The 21,697-nt window shown below is 67.1% G+C and carries 19 protein-coding genes; 7 read left to right on the top strand and 12 right to left on the bottom strand.

Features of this window, described 5'->3' with window-relative positions; genetic code table 11:
* Positions 1 to 135 precede the first annotated feature (135 nt).
* Entirely contained in the window at positions 136 to 840 is a 705-nt protein-coding gene (locus BLT03_RS13260; protein WP_245711376.1) for a DUF4142 domain-containing protein, read from the bottom strand.
* Positions 841 to 986: 146 nt separating this feature from the next.
* Positions 987 to 1,469 (bottom strand): DUF421 domain-containing protein, encoded by a 483-nt coding sequence (locus BLT03_RS13265; protein WP_092744229.1) that lies wholly within the window; start codon positions 1,467 to 1,469, stop codon positions 987 to 989.
* A 340-nt stretch (positions 1,470 to 1,809) separates the two neighbouring features.
* On the opposite strand from BLT03_RS13265, the gene BLT03_RS13270 reads away from it, so the two are divergent.
* The 4 genes from BLT03_RS13270 (at position 1,810) to BLT03_RS13290 (ending at position 7,547) form a co-directional block, all read left to right on the top strand.
* Positions 1,810 to 3,264 (top strand): NCS1 family nucleobase:cation symporter-1, encoded by a 1,455-nt coding sequence (locus tag BLT03_RS13270; RefSeq protein ID WP_092744230.1) that lies wholly within the window; start codon positions 1,810 to 1,812, stop codon positions 3,262 to 3,264.
* Between the two features lie 5 nt (positions 3,265 to 3,269).
* On the top strand, positions 3,270 to 4,019 hold the full coding sequence (locus tag BLT03_RS13275; protein ID WP_092744231.1) for an aspartate/glutamate racemase family protein: 750 nt from the start codon (positions 3,270 to 3,272) through the stop codon (positions 4,017 to 4,019).
* Positions 4,020 to 4,199: 180 nt separating this feature from the next.
* Positions 4,200 to 4,949, top strand: a complete 750-nt coding sequence (locus BLT03_RS13280) for a GntR family transcriptional regulator (protein ID WP_092744232.1) — start codon at positions 4,200 to 4,202, stop codon at positions 4,947 to 4,949.
* A gap of 300 nt (positions 4,950 to 5,249) precedes the next feature.
* Complete coding sequence (locus tag BLT03_RS13290) at positions 5,250 to 7,547, top strand: NADP-dependent malic enzyme (RefSeq protein ID WP_092744234.1); 2,298 nt, start codon at positions 5,250 to 5,252, stop codon at positions 7,545 to 7,547.
* Between the two features lie 101 nt (positions 7,548 to 7,648).
* On the opposite strand, the gene BLT03_RS13295 is transcribed toward BLT03_RS13290, so the two are convergent.
* Complete coding sequence (locus tag BLT03_RS13295; RefSeq protein ID WP_092744265.1) at positions 7,649 to 10,708, bottom strand: hypothetical protein; 3,060 nt, start codon at positions 10,706 to 10,708, stop codon at positions 7,649 to 7,651.
* Positions 10,709 to 10,854: 146 nt separating this feature from the next.
* Positions 10,855 to 11,667, bottom strand: a complete 813-nt coding sequence (locus tag BLT03_RS13300; protein ID WP_175537750.1) for a M91 family zinc metallopeptidase — start codon at positions 11,665 to 11,667, stop codon at positions 10,855 to 10,857.
* A 283-nt stretch (positions 11,668 to 11,950) separates the two neighbouring features.
* Between BLT03_RS13300 and BLT03_RS13305 the strand changes: the two genes are divergently transcribed.
* The 3 genes from BLT03_RS13305 to BLT03_RS13315 all read left to right on the top strand — a co-directional run bounded on the left by BLT03_RS13305 (position 11,951) and on the right by BLT03_RS13315 (position 14,730).
* A complete protein-coding gene (locus BLT03_RS13305; protein ID WP_092744267.1) occupies positions 11,951 to 12,991 on the top strand; it encodes an ABC transporter substrate-binding protein in 1,041 nt (346 codons plus the stop codon).
* Positions 12,992 to 13,132: 141 nt separating this feature from the next.
* A complete protein-coding gene (locus tag BLT03_RS13310) occupies positions 13,133 to 13,957 on the top strand; it encodes an ABC transporter ATP-binding protein (RefSeq protein ID WP_092744235.1) in 825 nt (274 codons plus the stop codon).
* Complete coding sequence (locus BLT03_RS13315; RefSeq protein WP_175537751.1) at positions 13,954 to 14,730, top strand: ABC transporter permease; 777 nt, start codon at positions 13,954 to 13,956, stop codon at positions 14,728 to 14,730. Before BLT03_RS13310 ends, BLT03_RS13315 begins: the two co-directional genes overlap by 4 nt.
* 88 nt (positions 14,731 to 14,818) lie before the next feature.
* On the opposite strand, the gene BLT03_RS13320 is transcribed toward BLT03_RS13315, so the two are convergent.
* The 8 genes from BLT03_RS13320 to BLT03_RS13355 all read right to left on the bottom strand — a co-directional run.
* Positions 14,819 to 15,463, bottom strand: a complete 645-nt coding sequence (locus BLT03_RS13320) for a hypothetical protein (protein ID WP_092744236.1) — start codon at positions 15,461 to 15,463, stop codon at positions 14,819 to 14,821.
* Between the two features lie 164 nt (positions 15,464 to 15,627).
* Positions 15,628 to 16,110 carry a hypothetical protein gene (locus tag BLT03_RS23955; protein WP_139160394.1) on the bottom strand — a complete coding sequence of 161 codons (483 nt, stop codon included), beginning with the start codon at positions 16,108 to 16,110 and terminating at the stop codon, positions 15,628 to 15,630.
* A gap of 420 nt (positions 16,111 to 16,530) precedes the next feature.
* Positions 16,531 to 17,007, bottom strand: a complete 477-nt coding sequence (locus BLT03_RS13330; RefSeq protein WP_092744238.1) for a hypothetical protein — start codon at positions 17,005 to 17,007, stop codon at positions 16,531 to 16,533.
* 24 nt (positions 17,008 to 17,031) lie between these two features.
* A complete protein-coding gene (locus BLT03_RS13335; RefSeq protein ID WP_092744239.1) occupies positions 17,032 to 17,988 on the bottom strand; it encodes a hypothetical protein in 957 nt (318 codons plus the stop codon).
* Between the two features lie 14 nt (positions 17,989 to 18,002).
* Entirely contained in the window at positions 18,003 to 19,001 is a 999-nt protein-coding gene (locus tag BLT03_RS24835) for a hypothetical protein (protein ID WP_245711377.1), read from the bottom strand.
* Between the two features lie 3 nt (positions 19,002 to 19,004).
* Entirely contained in the window at positions 19,005 to 19,364 is a 360-nt protein-coding gene (locus tag BLT03_RS13345) for a DUF4150 domain-containing protein (RefSeq protein ID WP_092744240.1), read from the bottom strand.
* On the bottom strand, positions 19,354 to 20,694 hold the full coding sequence (locus tag BLT03_RS13350; protein ID WP_092744241.1) for a DUF2169 family type VI secretion system accessory protein: 1,341 nt from the start codon (positions 20,692 to 20,694) through the stop codon (positions 19,354 to 19,356). Before BLT03_RS13350 ends, BLT03_RS13345 begins: the two co-directional genes overlap by 11 nt.
* Before the next feature lie 11 nt (positions 20,695 to 20,705).
* A partial coding sequence (locus tag BLT03_RS13355) for a type VI secretion system Vgr family protein (protein ID WP_245711378.1) occupies positions 20,706 to 21,697 on the bottom strand: 992 nt, incomplete at its 5' end.

The raw sequence follows: 21,697 nt of genomic DNA on the forward strand, positions 1-21,697 counted from the left end.
TGGACGGCGGCCGGTAAAAGGCGGACGGCAAAAGCGGACGGTCAAGGCGGCCGCCACGCAAGGGTCCGGCAGGGCGGCCAAGCGCGCGGCCGCCCTGGCCGGCGCGCTGCGCGCTGTCGCCCTGCCGCCCCCGGGTTACTTCTTGCTGGCCTTGGTGTTGTCGTTGGCGCCCGGCAGTTGCTGGGCCATCGACAGGTGGTGCTCCAGCTTGGGCAGCGTCTTGGTCGCGAAGGCCTTCACCTCGGGGTCCTTGGCGTTGCGGGAAGCCTTCTGGAACAGCGCGATGGTGTCGCGGTGCGCCTGCAGGCCCATCGATTCGACGTAGCGGCGGTCGAAGTCGTCGCCATCGGCGGCGGACAGCAGCTTGAGCTTGCCTTCCTGCATCATCGACGGCCCATCGGGCAGCTTGACGTTCTTGGCCGTGGCGATGGCCATCAGTTCCTGGTTGGCCTGCGTGTGGTCGTCGATCATCTGCTGGGCGAATTCACGCACCTTGGGATCCTTGGCCTTTTGCAGGGCCACTTGGCTGCCCTTCACCTCGGCATGGCCGTTTTGCGCGGCGTTCTTCATGAACGAGGCGTCGGCGCTGGCCAGTTGCCGCTGGTTGCCGGACTGGCTGCCGGCCTGCCCGCTGGCCGAGCCATTGGTCGCGCCGCTGGAGTTCATGCCGGCCGAACCCGTGGAGCCCTGCCCCGTCGAGCCCATGCCCGAGCTGCCCTGGCCGGAACCGCCCTGGCCCGAGCCGCCCTGGCCGCCGGTACCCTGGGCCACCACCGCAGCGCCCGACAGCGCCAGGGCTGCGGCCATCGCCGCAGAAAGGAAGAACTGCTTGTTTTTCATAGAGACCTCACCTGGATGAAAGTGGATGGGAACGCAGCCCGCGAAGGCCATGGCACTTCGGCGGACTGGCCTGCCGGGTCTGGCAAGCCGCGTTCCTGATCGCATCCGTAGTCCCTGCCGCCGCGCTTCCTGGCGTCCCTGCCCTCTCAGTCTTCCCACTGGCTTCCGCCCTGCTTTTTCTGGATGACGAGGCTGCCGTCGGCCTCCAGAAACGCCAGGCGCACTTCGTCCTCCTCGCAGTCCGCCGAGCGCAGCGCTTTTTCCATGTCGCTGCGCGACACGTGGTGCCGCCGCAGGATCGAATGGAAGATCTTTCCGTCCCGGCCGACCAGGACCGCCTCGCCCTCCAGCAGCGATTCCAGCCGGCGGCTGCGGGCCGAGAGAAAGCCCACGATGGTGTTCATCACGATCAGCACCAGGCACACCAGCAGGCCGCCGCCCAGCGAGTCGTCGCCCCCGGTCATCGAATTGCTGGCCGCCTCGCTCAGCAGCATGATCACCAGCAGGTCGAAGGGCGTGAACTGCCCCACCGTCCGCTTGCCGGACACCCGCAGCATCAGCAGCAGCGCGCCGTACACCAGCACGCCCCGCAGCACCAGTTCCGTCCACTCCACATCCAACTGCCACATGTCGTTCTCCTTGTTGAGATTCCTTGGGGCAGGGCAATCGGTATGCCTGAGTTAACGCGAGCGTTGCGGGAGGACGCGACCCGACGCGGCGAGCCGCAGAAAGGCGCGGCTTGGAAGAGTCTGAAGGGGCGCCTGCCGGCCATTTGCTCCTCGCCAGCCGTTTTGGCAACCGGGTAAGCACCAGCCCGCCGGGACGCTTGAGCCCTTTGAATGCATCCATTTTTTGTATACAAACACGTCTGCAATGCGCCGCCGATACCGGCGGCTTGTCCGGCCAGAACCTTCCCCTGAGGAGAGCACCGTGAACCCTGCAGTCACCCCACCCGGCGCCGAATTGCCGATGCCGCCGAAGACCGGCGCCTCCCCGCACCACGGCGAAGCGCTCATCAAGCCGGGCTACGACCCGCGGCTGACCAACGAAGACCTGGCGCCGCTCAAACAGCAGACCTGGGGCCAATACAACATCTTCGCGTTCTGGATGTCCGACGTGCACAGCGTGGGCGGCTACGTCACCGCCGGCAGCCTGTTCGCGCTGGGGCTGTCGAGCTGGCACGTGCTGGTGGCGCTGCTGGTGGGCATCCTGATCGTGCAGTTCTTCTGCAACCTGGTGGCCAAGCCCAGCCAGGTGACCGGCGCGCCCTACCCCGTCATCTGCCGGGCCTCGTTCGGCGTGCTGGGCGCCAACATTCCGGCCATCATCCGCGGGCTGATCGCGGTGGCGTGGTACGGCATCCAGACCTATCTGGCGTCCAGCGCCTTCATGATCCTGGCGCTGCATTTCTACCCGTCGCTCGACGTGTATGCCGACGTCAGCCGGCACGGCTTCGCCGGCCTGTCCACGCTGGGCTGGGTCGCCTTCATGGTGATGTGGGTGCTGCAGGCGCTGGTGTTCTGGCACGGGATGGAGGCGATTCGCCGCTTCATCGACTGGGCCGGCCCGGGCGTCTATGTGGTGATGGCGATCCTGTGCGGCTGGCTGGTCTGGAAGGCGGGCTGGAAGAACATCGACCTGAACCTGGGCGGCGTGCGCTTTCAGGGCTGGGACGCGGTGCCGGTGATGCTGTCGGCCATCGCGCTGGTGGTGAGCTACTTCAGCGGACCGATGCTCAACTTCGGCGACTTCTCGCGCTACGGCAAGAGCTTCGACGCGGTGAAGAAAGGCAACTTCTGGGGCCTACCGGTCAACTTCGTGTTCTTCTCGCTGCTGACGGTGGTGACCACCGCCGCCACGCTGCCGGTCTTCGGCGAACTCATCACCGACCCCGTGCACACGGTGGGCCGCATCGATTCGACCACCGCCGTGGTGCTGGGCGCGCTGACCTTCATGATCGCCACCATCGGTATCAACATCGTGGCCAACTTCGTGTCGCCCGCGTTCGACTTTTCCAACGTGGCGCCGCAACACATCAGCTGGCGCACGGGCGGCATGATCGCCGCCGTGGGCTCGATCTTCATCACGCCCTGGAACCTGTACAACAACCCGCAGGTGATCCACTACACGCTGGACATCCTGGGCTCGTTCATCGGCCCGCTGTTCGGCATCCTGATCGCCGACTACTACTTCGTGCGCAAGCAGCGCATCGATGTGGACGCGCTCTACACCATGAGCCCCCAGGGCATCTACTGGTACAGCAAGGGCTACAACCCCAAGGCGGTCTACACCATGGTGCCGGCGGCGCTGGTGCCCATCCTCTGCGTGCTCGTGCCGGCCTGGCGCGGCGCGGCGAGCTACGCCTGGTTCATCGGCATGGGCCTGGGTTTTGCCATCTACCTGGCTTTCAACCGAAAGAGCTGACCGACGTGCGCATCCAGATCATCAATCCCAACACCACCTGGAGCATGACCGAGAAGATCGGGGCCTGCGCACGCGCCGTGGCGCGGCCGGGCACCGAGATCGTCGCCGTCAGCCCGGCCATGGGGCCGGCCTCCATCGAGAGCCACTACGACGAGGCGCTGGCCGTGCCCGGCCTGTTGCAGGAGATCGCCAAGGGCGAGGCGGCGGGCGTGGACGGCTACGTCATCGCGTGCTTCGGCGACCCCGGCCTGAAGGCCGCCCGCGAACTGGCGCGCGGCCCCGTGGTCGCCATCGCCGAGGCGGCGATGCACCTGGCCAGCATGGTGGGCACGCGCTTTTCCGTGGTGACCACGCTGGGCCGCACCATGGGCCAGGCGTGGCACCTGGCCGAGATCTACGGCATGGAGCGCTTTTGCGCCAACGTGCGCGCTTGCGAGCTGCCCGTTCTCGAACTGGAAGTGCCGGGCTCGGACGCGCGCGAGCGCATCACCGAAGAATGCCGGCGTGCCCTGGCCGAAGACGGTTGCGACACGATCGTGCTGGGCTGCGCCGGCATGGCCGACCTGTGCGAGCACATCGGCCAGACGCTGGGCGTGCCGGTGATCGACGGCGTGGCGGCCGCCACCGCCCTGGTCGAGTCGCTGGTCACGCTGCGCCTGCGCACGAGCAAGCACGGCGAGCTGGCGCGGCCGCTGCCCAAGGCGATGTCGGGCGCGCTGGCTGGCTTCACGCTGGCGACCGGTGCGCACGGCTGAGCGAGAAGCGACGCCCTCTGCAGGCGACGGCGCCAAGCATCATGCTATTAAATCAATAGCTGCCAGCGCATGATTCCCTAGGGTGGGAGGCCAAAAAGATGCTGATCTTCGCCCCGCAGCCTCTGCGGCCTTCCCCGCCGGGGCGCCGGGGCCGCCAGCCGTGCCGCCACAATCCGCCCCATGCCCCGCGCCGCCAAAGCCTCCCCTGTCCCTGCCCCTTCGCCCGCCGCCCCGCTGGCGCCGCACGACGCGGCCCAGGCGTCCATCGAGAGCATCGCCCGCGACCTGGCCACCGCCATCGTGGAAAAGCGCCTGCCGCCTGGCACCTGGCTGCGCGAGGAGGCCCTGGGGCGCGTCTATTCGGTCAGCCGCACGAAGATCCGCGCGGCGCTGGTCATGCTGGCCAAGGACCGGCTGATCGAGACGGTTCCCGACAAGGGCTCGTTCGTCAGCCGCCCGAGCGTGAAGGAAGCGCGCGAGGTCTTTGCGGTCCGCCGCATCCTGGAGGTCGAAGTCGTGCGCCTGTTCGTGGCGCAGGCCACCCGGGCCGACTACCAGCTCCTGGAGCAGCACATCCGCTTCGAACGCAACACGCTCCATGGCCGCACCACCACCGGCCGGGTGCAGGAAAAACTGCTGGGCGACTTCCACGTCGCGCTGGCGGAAACCACCGGCAACCAGACGCTGGCGCAGCTCGTCAGCGACCTGGTGGCGCGCAGCTCGCTCATCGCCATGCTGTACCACTCGTCCAACGACCCGCATTGCTCGTCCGGCGAGCACGCGGAGTTTCTGCGCGTGTGCCGCACCGGCGATGCGGACGCTGCGGTGGCCTGCATGGTCGGCCACCTGGACCGCATCGAAGCCAGCCTGGAGCTGGAAACCGAACGTGCGGACCGCCAGCTCGATCTGGTGAAGGCCCTGCTGACCTGATCCGGCGCCGGTCGAATCCGGTATCCTGGCCGCCTCGATCACCGCCGTGTTCCTGAACGGTTTCAACAAAGGCGCCCGCCGCAACACCTTCTGCGGCCACCGGCGCCGCCCGGCCCGGCCGACGCGCACCGACGCCGGCCAGCCACCGCAGACCCCATCCGGGCCTGCGCACGGGTTGGAGCCATTGCGCCAGGCCAAGGGTTTTCATGCACACAACGCATGCCGCAACCCCTTCTTCGCGCCGGTACGGCGTTAAGCTCGATTGACCTCCTAGCTCCTTCGCTCACTCTCGGAACCTGTATGACCCAGCAACTTTCCGCCGCCGAAGCGGCCCTGCGCGAAGCCGCGCTCGAGTACCACCGCAGCCCCGTGCGCGGCAAGATCTCCGTCACGCCGACCAAGCCGCTGTCCAACCAGCGCGACCTGTCGCTGGCGTATTCGCCGGGCGTCGCCTATCCGTGCCTGGACATCCAGGCCGACCCGTCGCTGGCCTTCGACTACACAGCGCGCGGCAACCTGGTGGGCGTGATCACCAACGGCACCGCCGTGCTGGGCCTGGGCGACATCGGCCCGCTGGCCGGCAAGCCGGTGATGGAAGGCAAGGGCTGCCTGTTCAAGAAGTTCGCGGGCGTCGATGTGTTCGACATCGAGCTGGCCGAGCGCGATCCCGACAAGCTCGTGGAGATCATCGCGGCGCTGGAGCCCACGCTGGGCGGCATCAACCTGGAAGACATCAAGGCGCCCGAGTGCTTCTACATCGAGCGCGAACTCTCCAAGCGCCTGAACATTCCGGTGTTCCACGATGACCAGCACGGCACGGCCATCATTTCCAGCGCCGCGCTGCTGAACGGCCTGGAACTGGTGGGCAAGGAGATCGGCGCGGTGAAGGTGGCGGTCTCCGGCGCCGGCGCCGCCGCCATCGCCTGCCTGGACGTGATGGTGGGCCTGGGCGTGAAGCGCGAGCACATCTTCGTGGTGGACTCCAAGGGCGTGATCCATGACGGCCGCACGAACCTGGACGAGTCCAAGGCCCGCTACGCCCAGAAGACCGACGCGCGCACCCTGGCTGACGTGGTCAACGGCGCCGACGTGTTCCTGGGCTGCTCGGCCCCCGGCGTGCTGACGGCCGAGATGGTCAAGACCATGGCCGACAAGCCGATCATCCTGGCGCTGGCCAACCCCGAGCCCGAGATCCGCCCCGAACTGGCCAAGGCCGTTCGCCCGGACTGCATCATCGCCACGGGCCGTTCGGACTACCCGAACCAGGTCAACAACGTGCTGTGCTTCCCGTACATCTTCCGTGGCGCGCTCGACTGCGGCGCCACCAAGATCACGCAAGAGATGAAGCTGGCCTGCGTGCGCGAGATCGCCGACCTGGCCAAGGCCGAGATGAGCGACGAGGTCGCCGCCGCCTATGCGGGCCAGGAACTCTCGTTCGGCCCCGACTACCTCATTCCCACGCCGTTCGACGTGCGCCTGATTCTGCGCATTGCGCCCGCCGTGGCCAAGGCGGCCGAAGCATCGGGCGTGGCCACCCGGCCCATCCAGGATTACGCGGCCTACCGCGAAAGCCTGACCCGCTTCGTCTACCAGACCAGCATGTTCATGCGGCCCGTGTTCACGGCCGCCAAGGCCGCGCCCCAGCGCGTGGCCTATGCCGAGGGCGAAGACGACCGCGTGCTGCGCGCCGCGCAGGTGGCGGTCGATGAAGGCCTGGCCCGTCCGATCCTGATCGGGCGGCCTGCCGTGATCGCCACGCGCATCGCCAAGGCCGGCCTGCGCCTGCAGCCGGGCAAGGACGTGGAAATCTGCAACCCCGAAGACGACCCGCGCTTTCGCCAGTACTGGGAGGCCTACCACCAGCTCATGGGCCGCGACGGCATCACGCCCGAAGCCGCCAAGGCGGCGGTGCGCCGCTCCAACACGCTGATCGGCGCGCTCATGGTGCGCCTGGGCGATGCCGACGCACTGCTGTGCGGCCTGGTGGGCCGCTTCGACCACCACCTGGAGCATGTGCGCCACGTGATCGGCCTGAAGGAAGGCACGCCCGGCTTCGCCACGGTGAACGCGCTCACGCTGGACCAGCACACGCTGTTCATCGCCGACACGTACATCAACGAAGCCCCCGATGCCGAGCAACTGGCCGCGATCGCGCAGATGGCGGCCGAGGAAGTGCAGCGCTTCGGCCTGCCGCCCAAGGTGGCGTTCCTCTCGCACTCCAACTACGGTTCGTCCACGCGCCCCTCGGCCCTCAAGATGCGCGCGGCGCGCGACCTGTTTGTGAAGGCCGCGCCGCACATCGAGTGCGACGGCGAGCTGCACGGCGATTCCGCCCTGTCGGAAAAAGTGCGCCACAACGCGCTGCTGGACAGCACGCTGTCCGGCTCTGCCAACGTGCTGATCTGCCCCAACCTCGACGCGGCGAACATTCTGTTCAACGTGCTCAAGACCACCGGCAGCCACGGCACGACCATCGGCCCGATCCTGCTGGGCGCGGCGGCCTCGGCCCACGTGCTGACGCCGTCATCCACCGTGCGCCGGGTGGTCAACATGACGGCCCTGGCGGCTGCGAACGCGGCAGCGGCCAAGACGCGCTGACCCAGGAACCGGAAGGCGCCGCCCGGCGCCTTCCGCCCCTCGGCGCCGGGCTGGCGCCCCGAACCCGCGCGGCCCTGTGCGGCCATGGCGGCCATGCGCGACTACGTGCGGCGCGGCCTTTGCGCCGGCACGTCCAGGCGGTTGTCGATGTGCGACGCCTCGGCCGCGTCCACGCTCGCCAGTTGCACCACCACATCGACGCCCTGGGTCTGCTGCACCATGTTGCGCTCGTACGAGCGCAGCGAATACGGCTGCACGGCCGTGGGGTCCGTCCACTTCGATTCGATCGTTTCCGCCAGCGCCAGGACGGCTTGCGGCAGGCCGCTCGGGTGCTGCCCGCACAGTTGCATCGATGAGCGGTAGGCATCGTTCTGGGCCCGGGCTTCGGGCGTCACGATGTAGCGCGCCGCAAAGCTGTGGGTGGGCGCGGCGTGATCGTGAATGTTGTTCAAGAGCCCCTGCAGGCGCTCGGGGTCGGCGCCGGCCTCCACCCAATCGCCCACCTGCGGCTTGATCGCCTTCATGAAGACATCGACCGTCTGGTATTCGGTCTCGACGAACGACAGGGGATGCAGGCGCCCGGCTTCATACACCGCCTCCCGCCGCTCGAACACACCGGAAAGAATGTGCTCCGCGCTCACGCCGAACTGGGCCGTCGCGAGCGACACATCGACGCTGCCGGAAAACGGGGTCTCCGACGCAGCGGTCATGGACGGGCCGGCCGATGCCTTGACCCCCGCCCCCGCCCGCAAGGCATTGCCCTGGATCGACCGCTCCACGCGCATGTGCCCGGTGGCATCGGCATAGTGCTTGGTCACGTTGCGCTGGGCCTCGATGAAAGCGCCCACGCCGGCGCTGGCCTTCACACCCAATTGGCCGACCGAGCCCATCAGGTCCGCGCCCGCCCCGTGCCGGCGCCGGCCGTCCCCGGCCAGGCCGATGCGGTTCACGGTCAGCTCGGGAAAGTCCTGCAGCAGGCGCTGCAGCAGCGGGGTGGCGTCGTCCGCCTGTGCCCCGCCCTGGCTGCCGTCGAGCAGTGCGTCCACCAGCGCCGAAAACTCCGCCCGCAGTTCCGGCACCGGCCGGCCGACGCGCGGCAGGCGCAGGGAGATGCCCTGGATGTCGGCCTTTTCCTTGCCGTAGAGCAGCGTATCGACGTTGACCCCGGCCTTGGCCACGCCGATGTCCGGCCCGACGAAAGCGCCGACCCCGATCTGCTTGGAGGCCTGGCGCTGCGAGCCCAGCACCAGTTCCATGTCGTAGGGCGGCATGGCAATCTCGAAGATCGCCTGTCGGCCACGCTGCGCCCGGCCATCGATGCGCCCCCGGAAAAAGAAGGCGCTCGCCACCGCGCTGATCGATGACGTGATCTGCCGCAGCCCCACCCCGACGAGCCCGCCGCTGCTCAGCCGCAACCGGGACGAACCCTCGATGTTTTTGATGATGTCCTTCAAGGCCGAACGCACCGTCTCGCGGGTGATCACCGGCACCCGGGTGTCGCGACCTTCGGCCTCTTCCTCGGCCCGCGCCAGCGCGGTGGCGACGGTCTGCACCCAGGGCACCTCTTGCGCTTCCTGCGCTTGTGCCCCCTGCGCGCCTTGCCCTGCGCCGCTGCCACCCGCCGGGCGGGCCGCGGCGAACCATTCGCCCATCGCCTTCGCATCCAGGCGCAGATTGGCCAGGGCCTTCAATTGCGGCATTTGCGCCAGTTGCCGCTGCAGGCCGGGCGCGGGAGCGGGGGTGAGCAGCTTCGCCAGGCGGTCGGCGATGTCGGCGCAGGCGTCTTCATCGAAGCGGGCCCGTTCCAGCGGCTGCGGCGCCGGCGTCTCCAGGCAATGCGCCAGCACGGCCGCCCGCAGCAGCCCTTCGGGCACCTGCCCGGGCCTCGGCGAACGGGTGCCCGGCGCAGCAGCGATCAACTGGTCCCGCAACGCGGCAGCGGCCTCGCGCAGTGCCGCCTCGCGGGCCGGGCGATGGCGTGCGATGGCCGGGCCCCGCTCCACGTTCTGCGTGCCGTGCCGCAACGCCCGGAAAGGCGACTTGCCGAAAATCGGGTTGCGCAGCAGCCGCCCGCGCTCCGGCGTGGCGCGCTCGATCCAGCGCCCGGTCTTCATCAGGCGCGCGTTGACGGCTGCAAAGTCGGTTCCCGGCCCGGTATCAAACAGGTCATTGCGCACGGCGGTCAGCGCCCACTGGTGGGGCCGGGCCGCATCCACCTCGCCCGCCATCCGTGCCGCAGCGCAGGCGACGGCCTTGCCGGTCAGCGTGCCGAGGGCATCCGCGCTGCCGAGGATCGAGGCCGGGTCGCCCCGCTCCGCGCGCACGGCCGGCATTCCGGTGGCCGCCTTGAGCAGCAGGGCGAAGTCCTCGCAGTGCGCCGCATCCACCGGGCGCGCCACGACGGCCTGGAGCACATCCAGCCCGGTCGGCGTGCCGGCCAGGGCCGCCGCGACCTGCCAGGCCGTCCGCCGCGCCGGCAGCGACCCGTCCGGGTCGTCGCCATCCACCGAGCGGTCTTCGGCCGTGTAGTAGGAATAATCCGAACTCCTGGGCGTGTCGTAGACCGATTCGCCCTCCGCCGAGGCGTCAGGCTGCAGGCCATCCGCCCGCTGCCGCCAGGCCGTGGCGATGTCCCGTTGCGGATCGAGCCCTCGCAGGCTTTCCAGCACGTCCCTGGCCAGCCGGGCATCGCCTCCCGTCGCTGCCGCCAGCGCCTGGGCCAGCAGCACGGTGGGCGCGCCGGGCAACCCCGGCACCGGCGGCATGCGCGAAAAATCCACGCTGCGCAGCTCGAACGCAAGGTCCGCCACGCCGAAGAGCTGCGTCGTTGCCGGCGCGAACAGCGCCTTGGTCAGCACGGAACAGTCGGGCGACGCCTGCGCCATGGCGTCGATCAGCACATGGCTGGGCCGGGACCGCGCGGTGGCCTCTGCGTTCGCTGGGGCGGGGGCGTTGCCGGCCGGGACAGGGGCCGGCGCCGATGGAATCGCCCCGCGCGGCGGCAGCGTCGATGCCGCACTGGCACGCCGGCGCGCCGGGCCGTCCAGCGGTCGCACCGCGGTGCTGGGAATGGAGGGGGTCTTCTGTTTCTGGCCCGTGGGCGTTTCCACGCTGAAACGGGAGATACCGAGGCGGTTCGAGAGTTTGGAGAGCAGGGACATTCGCGCCATCGTGTTCTCCGGCTTCCCGGCCTTTCGATGGAACCCCGAAGCACCCGCCGGGGAAGCGAACCCCCTACCTGGGGGAAACCCGCATTTCGATAGACGGAAAACGTATAAGCGGTTAAGCGGGTAGGCCCGGCTGAGCGTCAGGACGAACGGTCCTGCGGGTCCCTGGGCGCAACGGCCGATGCAACCGATGCCGAAGCCGCTGCGTCACCGTGGCCATCGGTGGTGAAGCCGTGGTAACTGGGGCGCTGCGTGAGCCCTTGCTCCGCACGAATCGTGTTTTCAGAAGGCTCGGCACCGGCATGGGCCCCCACGCCGACCGTGCGCAATTCAACGGGCAGCAGCGATCGGCGGATCGGCGCGTCGATGACGGGATGCAGATAAAGGGTTTGGTCGGCTGTGGGCTGCGGCTGGATGCCATGCAGGCTGTCGCGGGCATGAATCAACTCATGCCCCAGCGTGGCGACGTAGTCAGCGGGGCTGGGCTCGCCTTCGCCGGACTCCGGCGTGGGGTAGCGCCACGCAACCTCGGGGTCGGTATAGACCCACGCTTCATCGGCGCCGGGCGTTTCGCGTCCGGGCAAGGGGGTTGCCGCCACCACCGGCATGAACGCATCGGGCGCGCGCCATTCGCTCAGGTAGGCGCTGGTGTCCGCAGCGTTGTTCAAGCCGACCCGCGACTGCGTGGCATCGTCACGCCGGAACGCCCGCACATGGACTTTGCCATCCTGGGCGGGGGTCAGCACGACCCGCTTGCGCGGAGCCATCGTGGTGATGGCTTCGATCTGCCGCAGCAGCGCACGGCCAGAATCCCGCGAGGCCAGTTGCTGCAGCGCGGACTCGTTGCGCCGGACGAACTCGGCGCCCTGCAGCGCGGGCCCGCTCCCGTCGTGCGCCGCCCTCTCGGACGTGCGGATGAAGATGCCAGGAAAGGCACTGGGCTGGATCGGCATGGCTCCGCCTCGGTCAAAAAAGGGAGGCATTTGAATCCCGCCGGGCGGGATCGAGCGCCACCGACGCGAAGACCCTTCCGGAATACCGAACCTGGACGGCCAGGATTCTCCAGCCGCTCGCCCGGCACACCGTCGCCCTGCCCGCAATGCACCAAAGTGAAAACCTTCCCGCAACGTGCACCGCATTGGTTCATGCCGACGTCGCCCCGCCAGAGTGCGGGCCTGGAACCGGGCATCGATCTTGCTGATCGCCCTGCCATCGACCGACATGACCGGAGCCCCCATGCAGAAACGTTCCCTCCTCAAAGCCGCTGCCGCCGTTGCCGCCTTTTCCGCCGCCAGCGCGTTCACCATGGCCCACGCCCAGACCCCCACGCCCATCAAGTTCCAGCTGGACTGGCGCTTCGAGGGCCCGGCCGCGTTCTTCCTGCTGCCCACCGCCAAGGGCTATTTCAAGGAAGCTGGCCTGAACGTGACGGTCGATGCGGGCAACGGCTCCGGCGGCGCCGTGCAGCGCGTGGCCTCGGGCACGTACGACATGGGCTTTGCCGACCTGGCCGCGGTGATGGAGTTCCACGCCAACAATCCCGACGCGCAGAACAAGCCCGTGGCGGTGATGATGGTCTACAACAACACGCCCGCCTCGGTCATGGCGCTCAAGAAGAGCGGCATCGCCAAGCCGGCCGACCTGGCGGGCAAGAAGCTGGGCGCGCCGGTGTTCGACGCCGGGCGCCGCGCCTTCCCCATCTTCGCCAAGGCGAACAACATCGGCAACGTGCAGTGGACCGCCATGGACCCGCCGCTGCGCGAGACCATGCTGGTGCGCGGCGACGTGGACGCCATCACCGGCTTCACCTTCACCTCGCTGCTGAACCTGGAGGCGCGCGGCGCCAAGGCCAGCGACGTCGTCGTGCTGCCCTATGCCGACTTCGGCGTGAAGCTGTATGGCAACGTGATCATCGCCAGCCCCAAGCTGGTCAAGGAGAACCCCGAGGCGATCCGCGCGTTCCTCAAGGCGTTCACCAAGGGCGCCAAGGAAGTCATCGCCAACCCGGGCGCGGCCATCGCCTCGGTGAAGGAGCGCGACGGCATCGTGAACGTGGCGCTGGAAACGCGCCGGCTGCAACTGGCCATCGACACCGTGGTGAACAGCCCTGACGCGCGGGCCGAAGGCTTCGGCCAGGCGAAGCCGCAGCGCCTGGCGCTGATGGCCTCGCAGGTGTCGGATGCGTTCAGCACCAAGTCCCGCGTGAACGCCGAGACGGTATGGAACGGCAGCTTCCTGCCCTCGGAGGCCGAGCTGAACATCCTGCCCAGGAAGTGACGGCACTCAGGCGCCAGGGCCTGCCGGGCGGTCGATACCGCCTCGCACGGCCCTCACACCAATTGCTATTAAATTAATAGCATACTGCCCTAGTGGATATTGCGCTGGCGGCCTTTTTCATTCAAACCTCCTTTCATAACCATGCAGGCCGAAGACTCCTATTTCGTGGATTTTCGCGATGTCTGGCTCGCCTACAACGAAGAGTTGCTGCGCGCCAACCACTTTGCCGTCGAAGCGATCGACCTGCAGGTGCGCCGCGGCGAGTTCATCGCCATCGTCGGGCCTTCGGGCTGCGGCAAGTCCACCTTCATGAAGCTGGCCACGGGCCTGCGCATGCCGTCGATGGGCAAGATCCGCATCGACGGCCAGCCCGTGACCGGGCCGCTCAAGATCTCGGGCATGGCCTTTCAGGCGCCCTCGCTGCTGCCCTGGCGCACCACGGTGGACAACGTGCTGCTGCCGCTGGAGATCGTCGAGCCACACCGCAGCCAGTTCAAGGCGCGACGCAAGGAATACCAGGCGCGCGCCCGCGCCCTGCTGCAGAAGGTGGGCCTGGCCGGCTATGAGGACAAGTTCCCCTGGCAGCTGTCGGGCGGCATGCAGCAGCGCGCCAGCATCTGCCGCGCGCTCATCCACGAGCCCAAGATGCTGCTGCTGGACGAACCCTTCGGCGCGCTCGACGCCTTCACGCGCGAGGAACTTTGGTGCATCCTGCGCGACCTGCAGGCCGAACAGCAGTTCAACGTGATCCTCGTCACGCACGACCTGCGCGAAAGCGTCTTCCTGGCCGACACCGTGTACGTGATGAGCAAAAGCCCGGGCCGCTTCGTCGTCAAGCGCGACATCGAACTGCCGCGCCCGCGCGAACTGGAACTCACCTACACCAAGGAATTCACCGACATCGTGCTGGAACTGCGCGGCCACATCGGCGCCCTGCGCAAGACCGGCGGGGAGATCACGCAATGAACGCGCTGCACAAGAAACGGGTGGAGCGCTGGTCGCCCTGGGTTCTGCTGTTTTCGGTCCTGGTGCTGTGGCAGGTGATCTGCTCGGGCCTGGGCGTTTCGGAATTCATCTTCCCCAGCCCCTGGGCGATCTGGACGCAGTTCGTCGAATTCAAATGGATCATCGCGGGCCACGCCTGGCGCACCTTCTGGGTCACGATGGCGGGCTTCGGCATCGCCATCGTGGTGGGCGTGCTGCTGGGCTTCGTCATCGGCTCGTCGCGCCTGGCCTATGCCGCGGTCTACCCTTTGATGACCGCCTTCAACGCCCTGCCCAAGGCAGCCTTCGTGCCCATCCTGGTCGTGTGGTTCGGCATCGGCGTGGGGCCAGCCATCCTCACAGCATTCCTGATCAGCTTCTTTCCGATCATGGTGAACATCGCCACGGGCCTGGCCACGCTGGAGCCCGAACTGGAAGACGTGCTGCGCGTGCTCGGCGCCAAGCGCTGGGACGTGCTCACCAAGGTCGGCCTGCCACGCTCCATGCCTTACTTCTACGGCTCGCTCAAGGTGGCCATCACCCTCGCGTTCGTGGGCACCACCGTGTCGGAGATGACGGCCGCCAACGAAGGCATCGGCTACCTGCTGATCTCGGCCGGCTCGTCCATGCAGATGGGCCTGGCCTTCGCCGGCCTGATGGTCGTGGGCGCCATGGCCATGGTGATGTACGAGCTTTTCAGCGTGCTCGAAAAGCACACCACGGGCTGGGCGCACCGCGGCTCGCAAGGGGAGTGAAACTGCGGGGCCGCTGGTCCTCCGGCGTTCGAGTGCCAATGACCAGCGACCAGCAATCAGCGTGTGGGCGGCTACCGCTTCAAGGGCTTCAAGGAAAAGACCGCCGCGCGGGAAACTCGCCGTCCGATTCCCACAGCCCCGGCTGCGAACGCTCCAGCACCCGCCAGCCCTGCGGTCCGGGAACGTAGCGGCTGAAACGGGTGGTGAACTGCCCGTCCTGGTGCGGCTCGCTGCGCACCACCAGGAACTGGTCCGCTCCGCGCACCGTCACCTTCTTCCAGCCGGCCTTGCCGGTCTGGGCGAGCGCAACGGGCTGCATTTGGCCGTCCGCAGCGCGGGCCTGCGCCGGGTGCAACCGGTTGCCGTCGATCTGGAACGGCCGGGTCAGCGGGCCGCTGTACGAGCCCATGGGGGCCCTCAGGTCCACCGTCACGAGAACGGTCAGGGGGCGCACGCCACGCAACGGGGCGGGGTCCAGTTTGGCCAGGGGCGCCTCCAGCGTGCGGCTGTCCAGCAATTCGCCGTTGCAGCCGTGGAGCTGCAAGACCGCATGCACGTCGGTCGCTGGCGTCTCGCCGCTGGCCCATAGACGGTCCAGTTCGCTCGGAGTCACCCGTTCGTCCAGCACGAGCTTGACGGTCTTGCAGCCCACCGTGGCGGGCTCTGCCGCGTTGACCAGCGAATGGGCTGTGAGCAGCGCTGCCATCGGCATCATGTAGGCGAGTTTGAGCATGTTGGATGGATTGCGGAAGACAGCCCGAAAGGGGCTGGAGTGTAGGGGCGAGACGCTGGTGCCTGCGCCATTTTGCGCAGGCGCGTCCCTCACCGCCTAGCGAATCTCGTCTCCTTATTCGATGCTCAGGGCCCAGGAATCAACGGATTCGACAGCCCCTCTCTCTATGCGTTGGCCCGGGCGTTGACCATCTGAGTGAACACGCCATTGGTGCGATTCCACTGCTCTGCGGTCAATCCGCTGGCCTGCACAGCGGTTTCGATCTGCTGCAGCATTTGCGCCTGATCGGGATGGTTTTGGAGCTGCTGAACGGTATGCCGCGCAGCCACCAGCAGCCGGCCCTTGCTTTGCCAATCCTGATGGTGTTGCGCCGCCTGAACGGCGCGACCCACCGCCAGGGAGACCTCACCGCTCGGCGTACCTTGATGGATGTTCAGCAAGGCATGGACCCCTTCGATGGGGTGCATCACATCACGCTCACCACGCGGCATGGCCTGATGAAAGGTGTGCGAGGTTTGCCGGAGCGCCGCACGCCCCGTCCTGGGCAACAAACTCCCGATGTGGTGCTGCACATCTGCCGGCAAACCACTGAATGTGTCGGCATTTTCATCGCTGCTGGTGCTGCTGCGCCGAGGGCTGATGGGCATGGAGGTTGCACCGGTATGGCTGCTGCTGCGCCGTGGCACATCAGTCGAGGGACGGCTCGATTCGGCGGGGGAGTTCTGACGGCTGGCTCGACCGCTACCGGATACCGGCGTGCAACATGAGTTTCCCATTTCGATTCCTACAAAAAAGGGAAGACCTTAGTCAGGCATGAAAGGTAAGGCATCGGAAAAAGCGAACGATTTCTGCACCACACGAAATTGGTCGGAACGCCGATGCCTCTGCGGACCCGACCTCTTGCGGAGCATTCTCAGGGACCACGCCGCAGAGCCCGTCATGGGCCTCAATGCCCGTCAAGGAACCAGCACGGTCAGCGCGGACGCCGTTGCGTGAATGGTCACCCGGCGAAGGCAGTGCAGCAATCGCCCGCGAAGTCCACCATCGCAGCCTCCACGCCGACGATTTCAGGCACAAAGGCCGTGTTTGCGTTTGCCTTCCGTCGGCACCCCCACCTGGAGAAACCGCAATGTTTCGCCATCGAACGCCACCGTCCAGACGAGGCCATCCACGAAGTAGCTGTCGTTGTCGGGCAACCGCCTTTTCAGATTCTTCAGTTTGCGCTCGACATCGCTGCGTGAATCCGTCGCGAGCAGGCTGTGCGGCAACAGGCCCGTATACGCGCCGTTGTCCTGGCGGTTGCACGCCAGCATGATTTCCAACTGGTAAAAGACGAAGGCGCCTTCGCTTTTCTGCGCAATGCCCTCGCCTTCTGCGTCGATTTCAAAGGACATGGAAAGGCCCTCGCCCGGTACCGCGACGAGGGTGTCGAGTGACTTGCCGAGTTTTGGCCGCTTCTTCAAACCGGCAATCGTCAGGTGTTCGTCGAAGGGCTGGTAGATGCTGCTGTGCCCCAAAAAATCGATCAGTTCGGTGGCGTTCATGATTGATGGCAATAGATGGCTGCTCTAGTTGTCCGGATGCATCAGCTCCTCCCATGCCCCCGCATCGAGTCGGTGGATATTTTTAGGGCCGACGCACAGCAAAACACCCCCAGCGACCGAGAGATCGTCGCATTCGGGAAGGCCGTTCACCTTTTCAAGTCGTGCCTTCGTCCGATCCGGGTCCAACCGGAAGAGGCCCTGGTTGGACGATAGATACAGCTGTCCACTGAAGAAGGCCAGGTTCGTGAGGATCATGTTGTCGTCGTAATGGCTGACGTCCTGAAAGCCCTCGGTGGCATTGCCTCGCATCACCGCGCCGTTGAATCCGCAGGCCCAGACCACCCCATCCGGTGCACACAGCACAGCCATGAGGATTTCATCGGTAGACACCTCGCACGCCGTCCACTGGTGGCCGTCATAGTGGTACAGGCCTTGCCCGCCCGCAGCGTAGAGGTCATCGGCTGCGTAGCCGTCGATGTCGGCAATGTCGTCGCCCAGTTCCGGCGACTGCAGTGCCAGATTGGCACTCAACACCGGCGCCGGTTGGCGCAAGGCGCCAGCGATATCGATCCACCCGCTTCCGTCCCGACGGTAGATCTGCCCGCCCCCGCCGCAGGCATACAGCATTCCGTCGATTTCCCTCAGGGCATTGAGGTAGCCGAACACCGGCTCCCCTGCTTGCAGTCCGGCGCCTTCGATCTTTTCGGCGAGTTGGTCCCCTGGCCAGTAGTAGACGACGTCGCCTTCGTTGGAGAGCACGGCGTAGCGGCGTTGGCCGAAGGCCTGACCCACCACGCAAAGGTCTGCCACGGTGAAAGAGGGAAGGTCCGTATGGCGCCATGCACTGGCGGCCTGGGCATCGAAGTAGAAGATTCGGGTGAACTCTTCCTCGGCATCCAGCGCATCGGGCTTCGCGGCGATCATGTAGTAATCGCTCTCGATGGCTGCGCAATGGCTGAAGGTGACGGGTGCAGCATTCATAGTCTTCGTTCCCGCTAGCGCAGCGGGCCTCCTTGGGTGGTTTTTCCAGGACCGATTTTCGAGAAATCGATCGGTATCTTTCCGCTGGGGTCTGCTCTCACGACCGTATCGACGTTCAACCCCTTGAGTTGATGGAAGGCACGAAGTTGCGCTTCCAGCAGTATGGGATTGCACCCGGTGATTTTTCCCACGGACAGGGCGCCTGCTGCCTCGAGCACGCCCAGTTTCGCCGTGCCTGGCGGATTGCCCGCCAGGCCCGCGGCCCTCTCCATCGGGTCATAGATGGCATGGATTTTTCCGTGCTCTTTCGATCTTGAGACATTCGCGCCGTCAACGCAGATAACAAGGCCTTCGGCTTCCGTGATGCCAAACGGATGGGGGCTGCCCCGCGGGCCGGTTCTGAACACGCGATCCGGCACCACATGGTGGCCGGTGCGGCCTTCCGCCTTGCAGGTGTCGGGGCTGTAGGGCCGCAGGACGCACCGTGGGTTGCCCTTGTCCTTGCCCCCGCCATTGCCCTCCGCCTTCTTCGCAGCGGCTTCCTCCGCCTCCTTGGCCTCCCGCTTCGCCAGCGCCTCTTCCGCCTCGCGGGCCGTCTTCTTGCCCACGGCTTCCGCGGCGGCGCCCACGGCTTTCTTGCCGTACTTGGCGCCGGTGGCCGCCATGCCGGCGCCCGGGATCATGGCCGCCGCGCTGATGGCGGCATTGACCTTGTCGCCTTCCGCCAGGTAGATGAGCGCGTTGGCGCCATCCGCGATTTCGCCGGCGCCCGGGATCAGCCCGACCACGTCCAGCCCGGTGTGCACCACATCGCTGCCCCAGCGGCTCCACCAGCTTTTCTCGGGCTCGGTGGGCTTGATGGGCGGGGCGCTGTTGCCGTGCGGATTGGGCGCGGTATCGGGCACCACGATGCCCGTGGTGTTGCCGATCGGGCCCGGAGACGGGTAGTCGTTGGGCTTGACGCGGGCGTTGCGTGTGTCGGCTTGCGGCGGCCGGGGTCTCTTGGACGCCATGGGCTACGGCTTCTTCCAGTTCATCCACATCTTGTCGGCGGTGCGCACGATGGCGCGGCCGTTCACGTACACGCTCTGGCTGTGGTCGATGTCGTGGCTGATGAACACGTTGGTCTGGCTGACGACGCCCTTCCCTTGGCCCGGCTCGTCGCCCTTCACGTTGTCCACGTAGCTCTGGTTGTGCAGGTACGCCGGCTTGCCCTGCAGGAAGACGTTGGGCGAGCAATGCTGGCTCTGGTCCAGCTGGTGGGTGATGGGGTACGGCACGGGCACGCCGTTCTTGCTGGGGGTGAGGCACACGTCGGGCACCAGCGAAACCACGCGAAAGCGCCCGTCCTTGGACACGATGTTTTCATGGGCCATGGCGCGCGCTCCCGGCGTTTGCGCGGGCCTTGGCCGCCTGCTGCATGGTTTCGTCCAGCTGCATGCCGGTGCCTGGCGGCCAGGTGCCCAGCTCCAGTTGCCGCACATCGGTCTTGGCGCTGACGACGGCGCGGCGCACGATGCCGAGCGTTCCGGCCTCCAGATCGAGGACCACGGTGTCGATGTGCATGGGCGCGAACATGAGCACGCCCACCTTCAGCCGCACGAGCAGTTGCAGGTCCTGCCGGGGCAGCCAGAAGCGGTAGGGGCCGGCATGCCGCGCGGCCGCGGTGAAGTGGGCGAGCACCACCTCCTCGCCGCCCTGCGGGTAATCGATCTGCTGGTCCTCGGGCGCGCAGTTCCAGTAGCGGTAATCGTGGTCGAGCGGGCTCTTGGGCCATTGGGTCTGCTTCCAGCGCTCGTCGTGCGTGCCGGCCAGGGCCACGCGGGGGCTCCACCAGCGGCCCACCGGCCCGAGGCCGACCACCGGATAGTCCGTCTGCCCGGTGTAGGGCTGCTGAAAGGCTTCGATCTGCGGCGCGCGCCACGCGGGCGCAGCGCCCTGCCCTTCGGCCGCCAGCCGGCCGGCCACGCCGCCGCTGCGCGCAAGCTGGGCCAGGGCGTCGTCGGCCTGCGCCACCGCGGCGGGCTGCCGGCCGCAGCCGATGGGGTTGGCGCCGTAAAAACCCGGCAGCGCGGCGTGCGCCTTGGCGGCCAGGCGCCGCTGCGCATCGGTCACGCCGCTGTCGGGCGCGCTGTCCAGAATGGCCTGCAGCGCACGCTCTTGCCGGATCAGGTGCGGGCCGCCGAACGCCAGTTCGTAGCCGATGCGCACGCGGTCCACCGGCTCCGGGTCGGTCAGCTGCAGCGTGCCCAGTGCGGCCACGGAGCGCGCAAAGCGGCGCGGCCCGGTCACCTGGAAGGTTTTTTCGATGGCGTCGCCGAACCGGAACCCGACCGGCCAGCGGGGCAGCGGCTTGCCGTCCGGCGCGTGCGCGGTCGCGTTGACCACGAGCACATCGCACCGCGGCTTGAACGGCGCGTAATCGCTTTCCTGCAGCAGGCTGGCTTCGTTCACCTCGCCGGCGAACGCATCGGCCTGGCACAGCGGCGGCTGCTGTTCGGGGGGCAGCAGCACGGGCTCCTTGCGCCCGTCCACCTCCTGCAGCTGCAACAGCGAATACGACATGCGCGACACCATCACATGGAAGACGTCGCCGTGCGGGTCCACGTGCTGGAAGTACTGGCTCGGCCAGGGCGTGTGGTTGATGACCTCCGGCACGCCGGCGGCATCGATGGGGCTGGGCAGAGCGTGGGAGGGCAGCGCCATGGCGTCGTGGCTCAGTTCAGGTCGATGCGCTTGGAATCGAGGCCGATGTGTCGGGAGCCCACCAGATCGATGTCCTTGCCGTTGACGGTGACCTGGCCGCCCTTGTCCATGCGTAGCACCGAGGCGCCGCACACCAGTTCGATGGAATCGCCCGCCTCGATGCGGATCGCCTTGCCCGTGCTCTGGCTCCAGTTCTCGCCGACCTTCGTCGTCTGGCTCTGCCCCACGCTGACCGATCGGCTCAGGATCACGTTCGTGCTCTGCGTCAGGCCCACGTTCACCACCATCGCCGCGCCCACGTTCACGTTGTAGGCCGCGCCGATGTTCATCATCTTGGCCAACCCCACGTTCTGCAGGTACGCCAGGCCCACGGTCTCGGTCTTGAAGCTGCCGACCTTGATCGACCAGTTGTTGCCGATCTTGTCCTTTTCGTTGCGCCCGATGGTCTTGCTGCGGTTGTTGCCGATGCTCACCGTCTCGTCGATGCCGACGTCCTCGCTGCGGTTGTCGCCGATGCTGATCTTTTCGTCGTGGTCCACCCGCTCGGTGCGGTTGTTGTGCACGGTGATCTTTTCATCGCGGTCCACGGTCTCGGTGCGGTCGCGGTGAATGACATTCGTCTCGTCCCGGTCGACGGTCTTCCTGCGGTCGTTGCCCACCCACTTGTCTTCGTCGTTCTCGACTTCGGTGAGCTGGTCTTTCTGCGCATGCAGCCACAGCTGCTCGGCGCCGGCCTTGTCTTCGAAGCGGATGGCGTTGGCATCGCCCGCACCGTTCTTCATGCCGTCCCCGAACGCCCCGCCCTTGCTCGATTTGGTCTTGATGCCCGATTGCGTGGCGTTGGCCGGCAACGCCCACGGGGGCATGTTGTCGGCGTTGTAGACGCAGCCGGTGATGAGGGGATGGTCCGGGTCGCCATTGAGGAAGTCCACGACGACTTCCATGTTGATGCGGGGGATGAACATGGCCCCGAAGCCGGAGCCGGCCCAGCTGCTGGAGACGC

The organism is Paracidovorax valerianellae, assembly GCF_900102625.1.
GTDB lineage: Bacteria > Pseudomonadota > Gammaproteobacteria > Burkholderiales > Burkholderiaceae_C > Paracidovorax > Paracidovorax valerianellae.

Excerpts from the sequence above, each read along its gene's own strand:
- BLT03_RS13330 (WP_092744238.1), bottom strand. The coding sequence starts at position 17,007 with ATGAACGCCACCGAACTGATCGATTTTTTGGGGCACAGCAGCATCTAC.
- BLT03_RS13305 (WP_092744267.1), top strand. The coding sequence starts at position 11,951 with ATGCAGAAACGTTCCCTCCTCAAAGCCGCTGCCGCCGTTGCCGCCTTT.
- BLT03_RS13335 (WP_092744239.1), bottom strand. The coding sequence starts at position 17,988 with ATGAATGCTGCACCCGTCACCTTCAGCCATTGCGCAGCCATCGAGAGC.
- BLT03_RS13290 (WP_092744234.1), top strand. The coding sequence starts at position 5,250 with ATGACCCAGCAACTTTCCGCCGCCGAAGCGGCCCTGCGCGAAGCCGCG.
- BLT03_RS13350 (WP_092744241.1), bottom strand. The coding sequence starts at position 20,694 with ATGGCGCTGCCCTCCCACGCTCTGCCCAGCCCCATCGATGCCGCCGGC.
- BLT03_RS13260 (WP_245711376.1), bottom strand. The coding sequence starts at position 840 with ATGAAAAACAAGCAGTTCTTCCTTTCTGCGGCGATGGCCGCAGCCCTG.
- BLT03_RS13280 (WP_092744232.1), top strand. The coding sequence starts at position 4,200 with ATGCCCCGCGCCGCCAAAGCCTCCCCTGTCCCTGCCCCTTCGCCCGCC.
- BLT03_RS13265 (WP_092744229.1), bottom strand. The coding sequence starts at position 1,469 with ATGTGGCAGTTGGATGTGGAGTGGACGGAACTGGTGCTGCGGGGCGTG.
- BLT03_RS13320 (WP_092744236.1), bottom strand. The coding sequence starts at position 15,463 with ATGCTCAAACTCGCCTACATGATGCCGATGGCAGCGCTGCTCACAGCC.
- BLT03_RS24835 (WP_245711377.1), bottom strand. The coding sequence starts at position 19,001 with ATGGCGTCCAAGAGACCCCGGCCGCCGCAAGCCGACACACGCAACGCC.
- BLT03_RS23955 (WP_139160394.1), bottom strand. The coding sequence starts at position 16,110 with ATGCCCATCAGCCCTCGGCGCAGCAGCACCAGCAGCGATGAAAATGCC.
- BLT03_RS13310 (WP_092744235.1), top strand. The coding sequence starts at position 13,133 with ATGCAGGCCGAAGACTCCTATTTCGTGGATTTTCGCGATGTCTGGCTC.
- BLT03_RS13270 (WP_092744230.1), top strand. The coding sequence starts at position 1,810 with ATGCCGCCGAAGACCGGCGCCTCCCCGCACCACGGCGAAGCGCTCATC.
- BLT03_RS13300 (WP_175537750.1), bottom strand. The coding sequence starts at position 11,667 with ATGCCGATCCAGCCCAGTGCCTTTCCTGGCATCTTCATCCGCACGTCC.
- BLT03_RS13345 (WP_092744240.1), bottom strand. The coding sequence starts at position 19,364 with ATGGCCCATGAAAACATCGTGTCCAAGGACGGGCGCTTTCGCGTGGTT.
- BLT03_RS13295 (WP_092744265.1), bottom strand. The coding sequence starts at position 10,708 with ATGTCCCTGCTCTCCAAACTCTCGAACCGCCTCGGTATCTCCCGTTTC.
- BLT03_RS13315 (WP_175537751.1), top strand. The coding sequence starts at position 13,954 with ATGAACGCGCTGCACAAGAAACGGGTGGAGCGCTGGTCGCCCTGGGTT.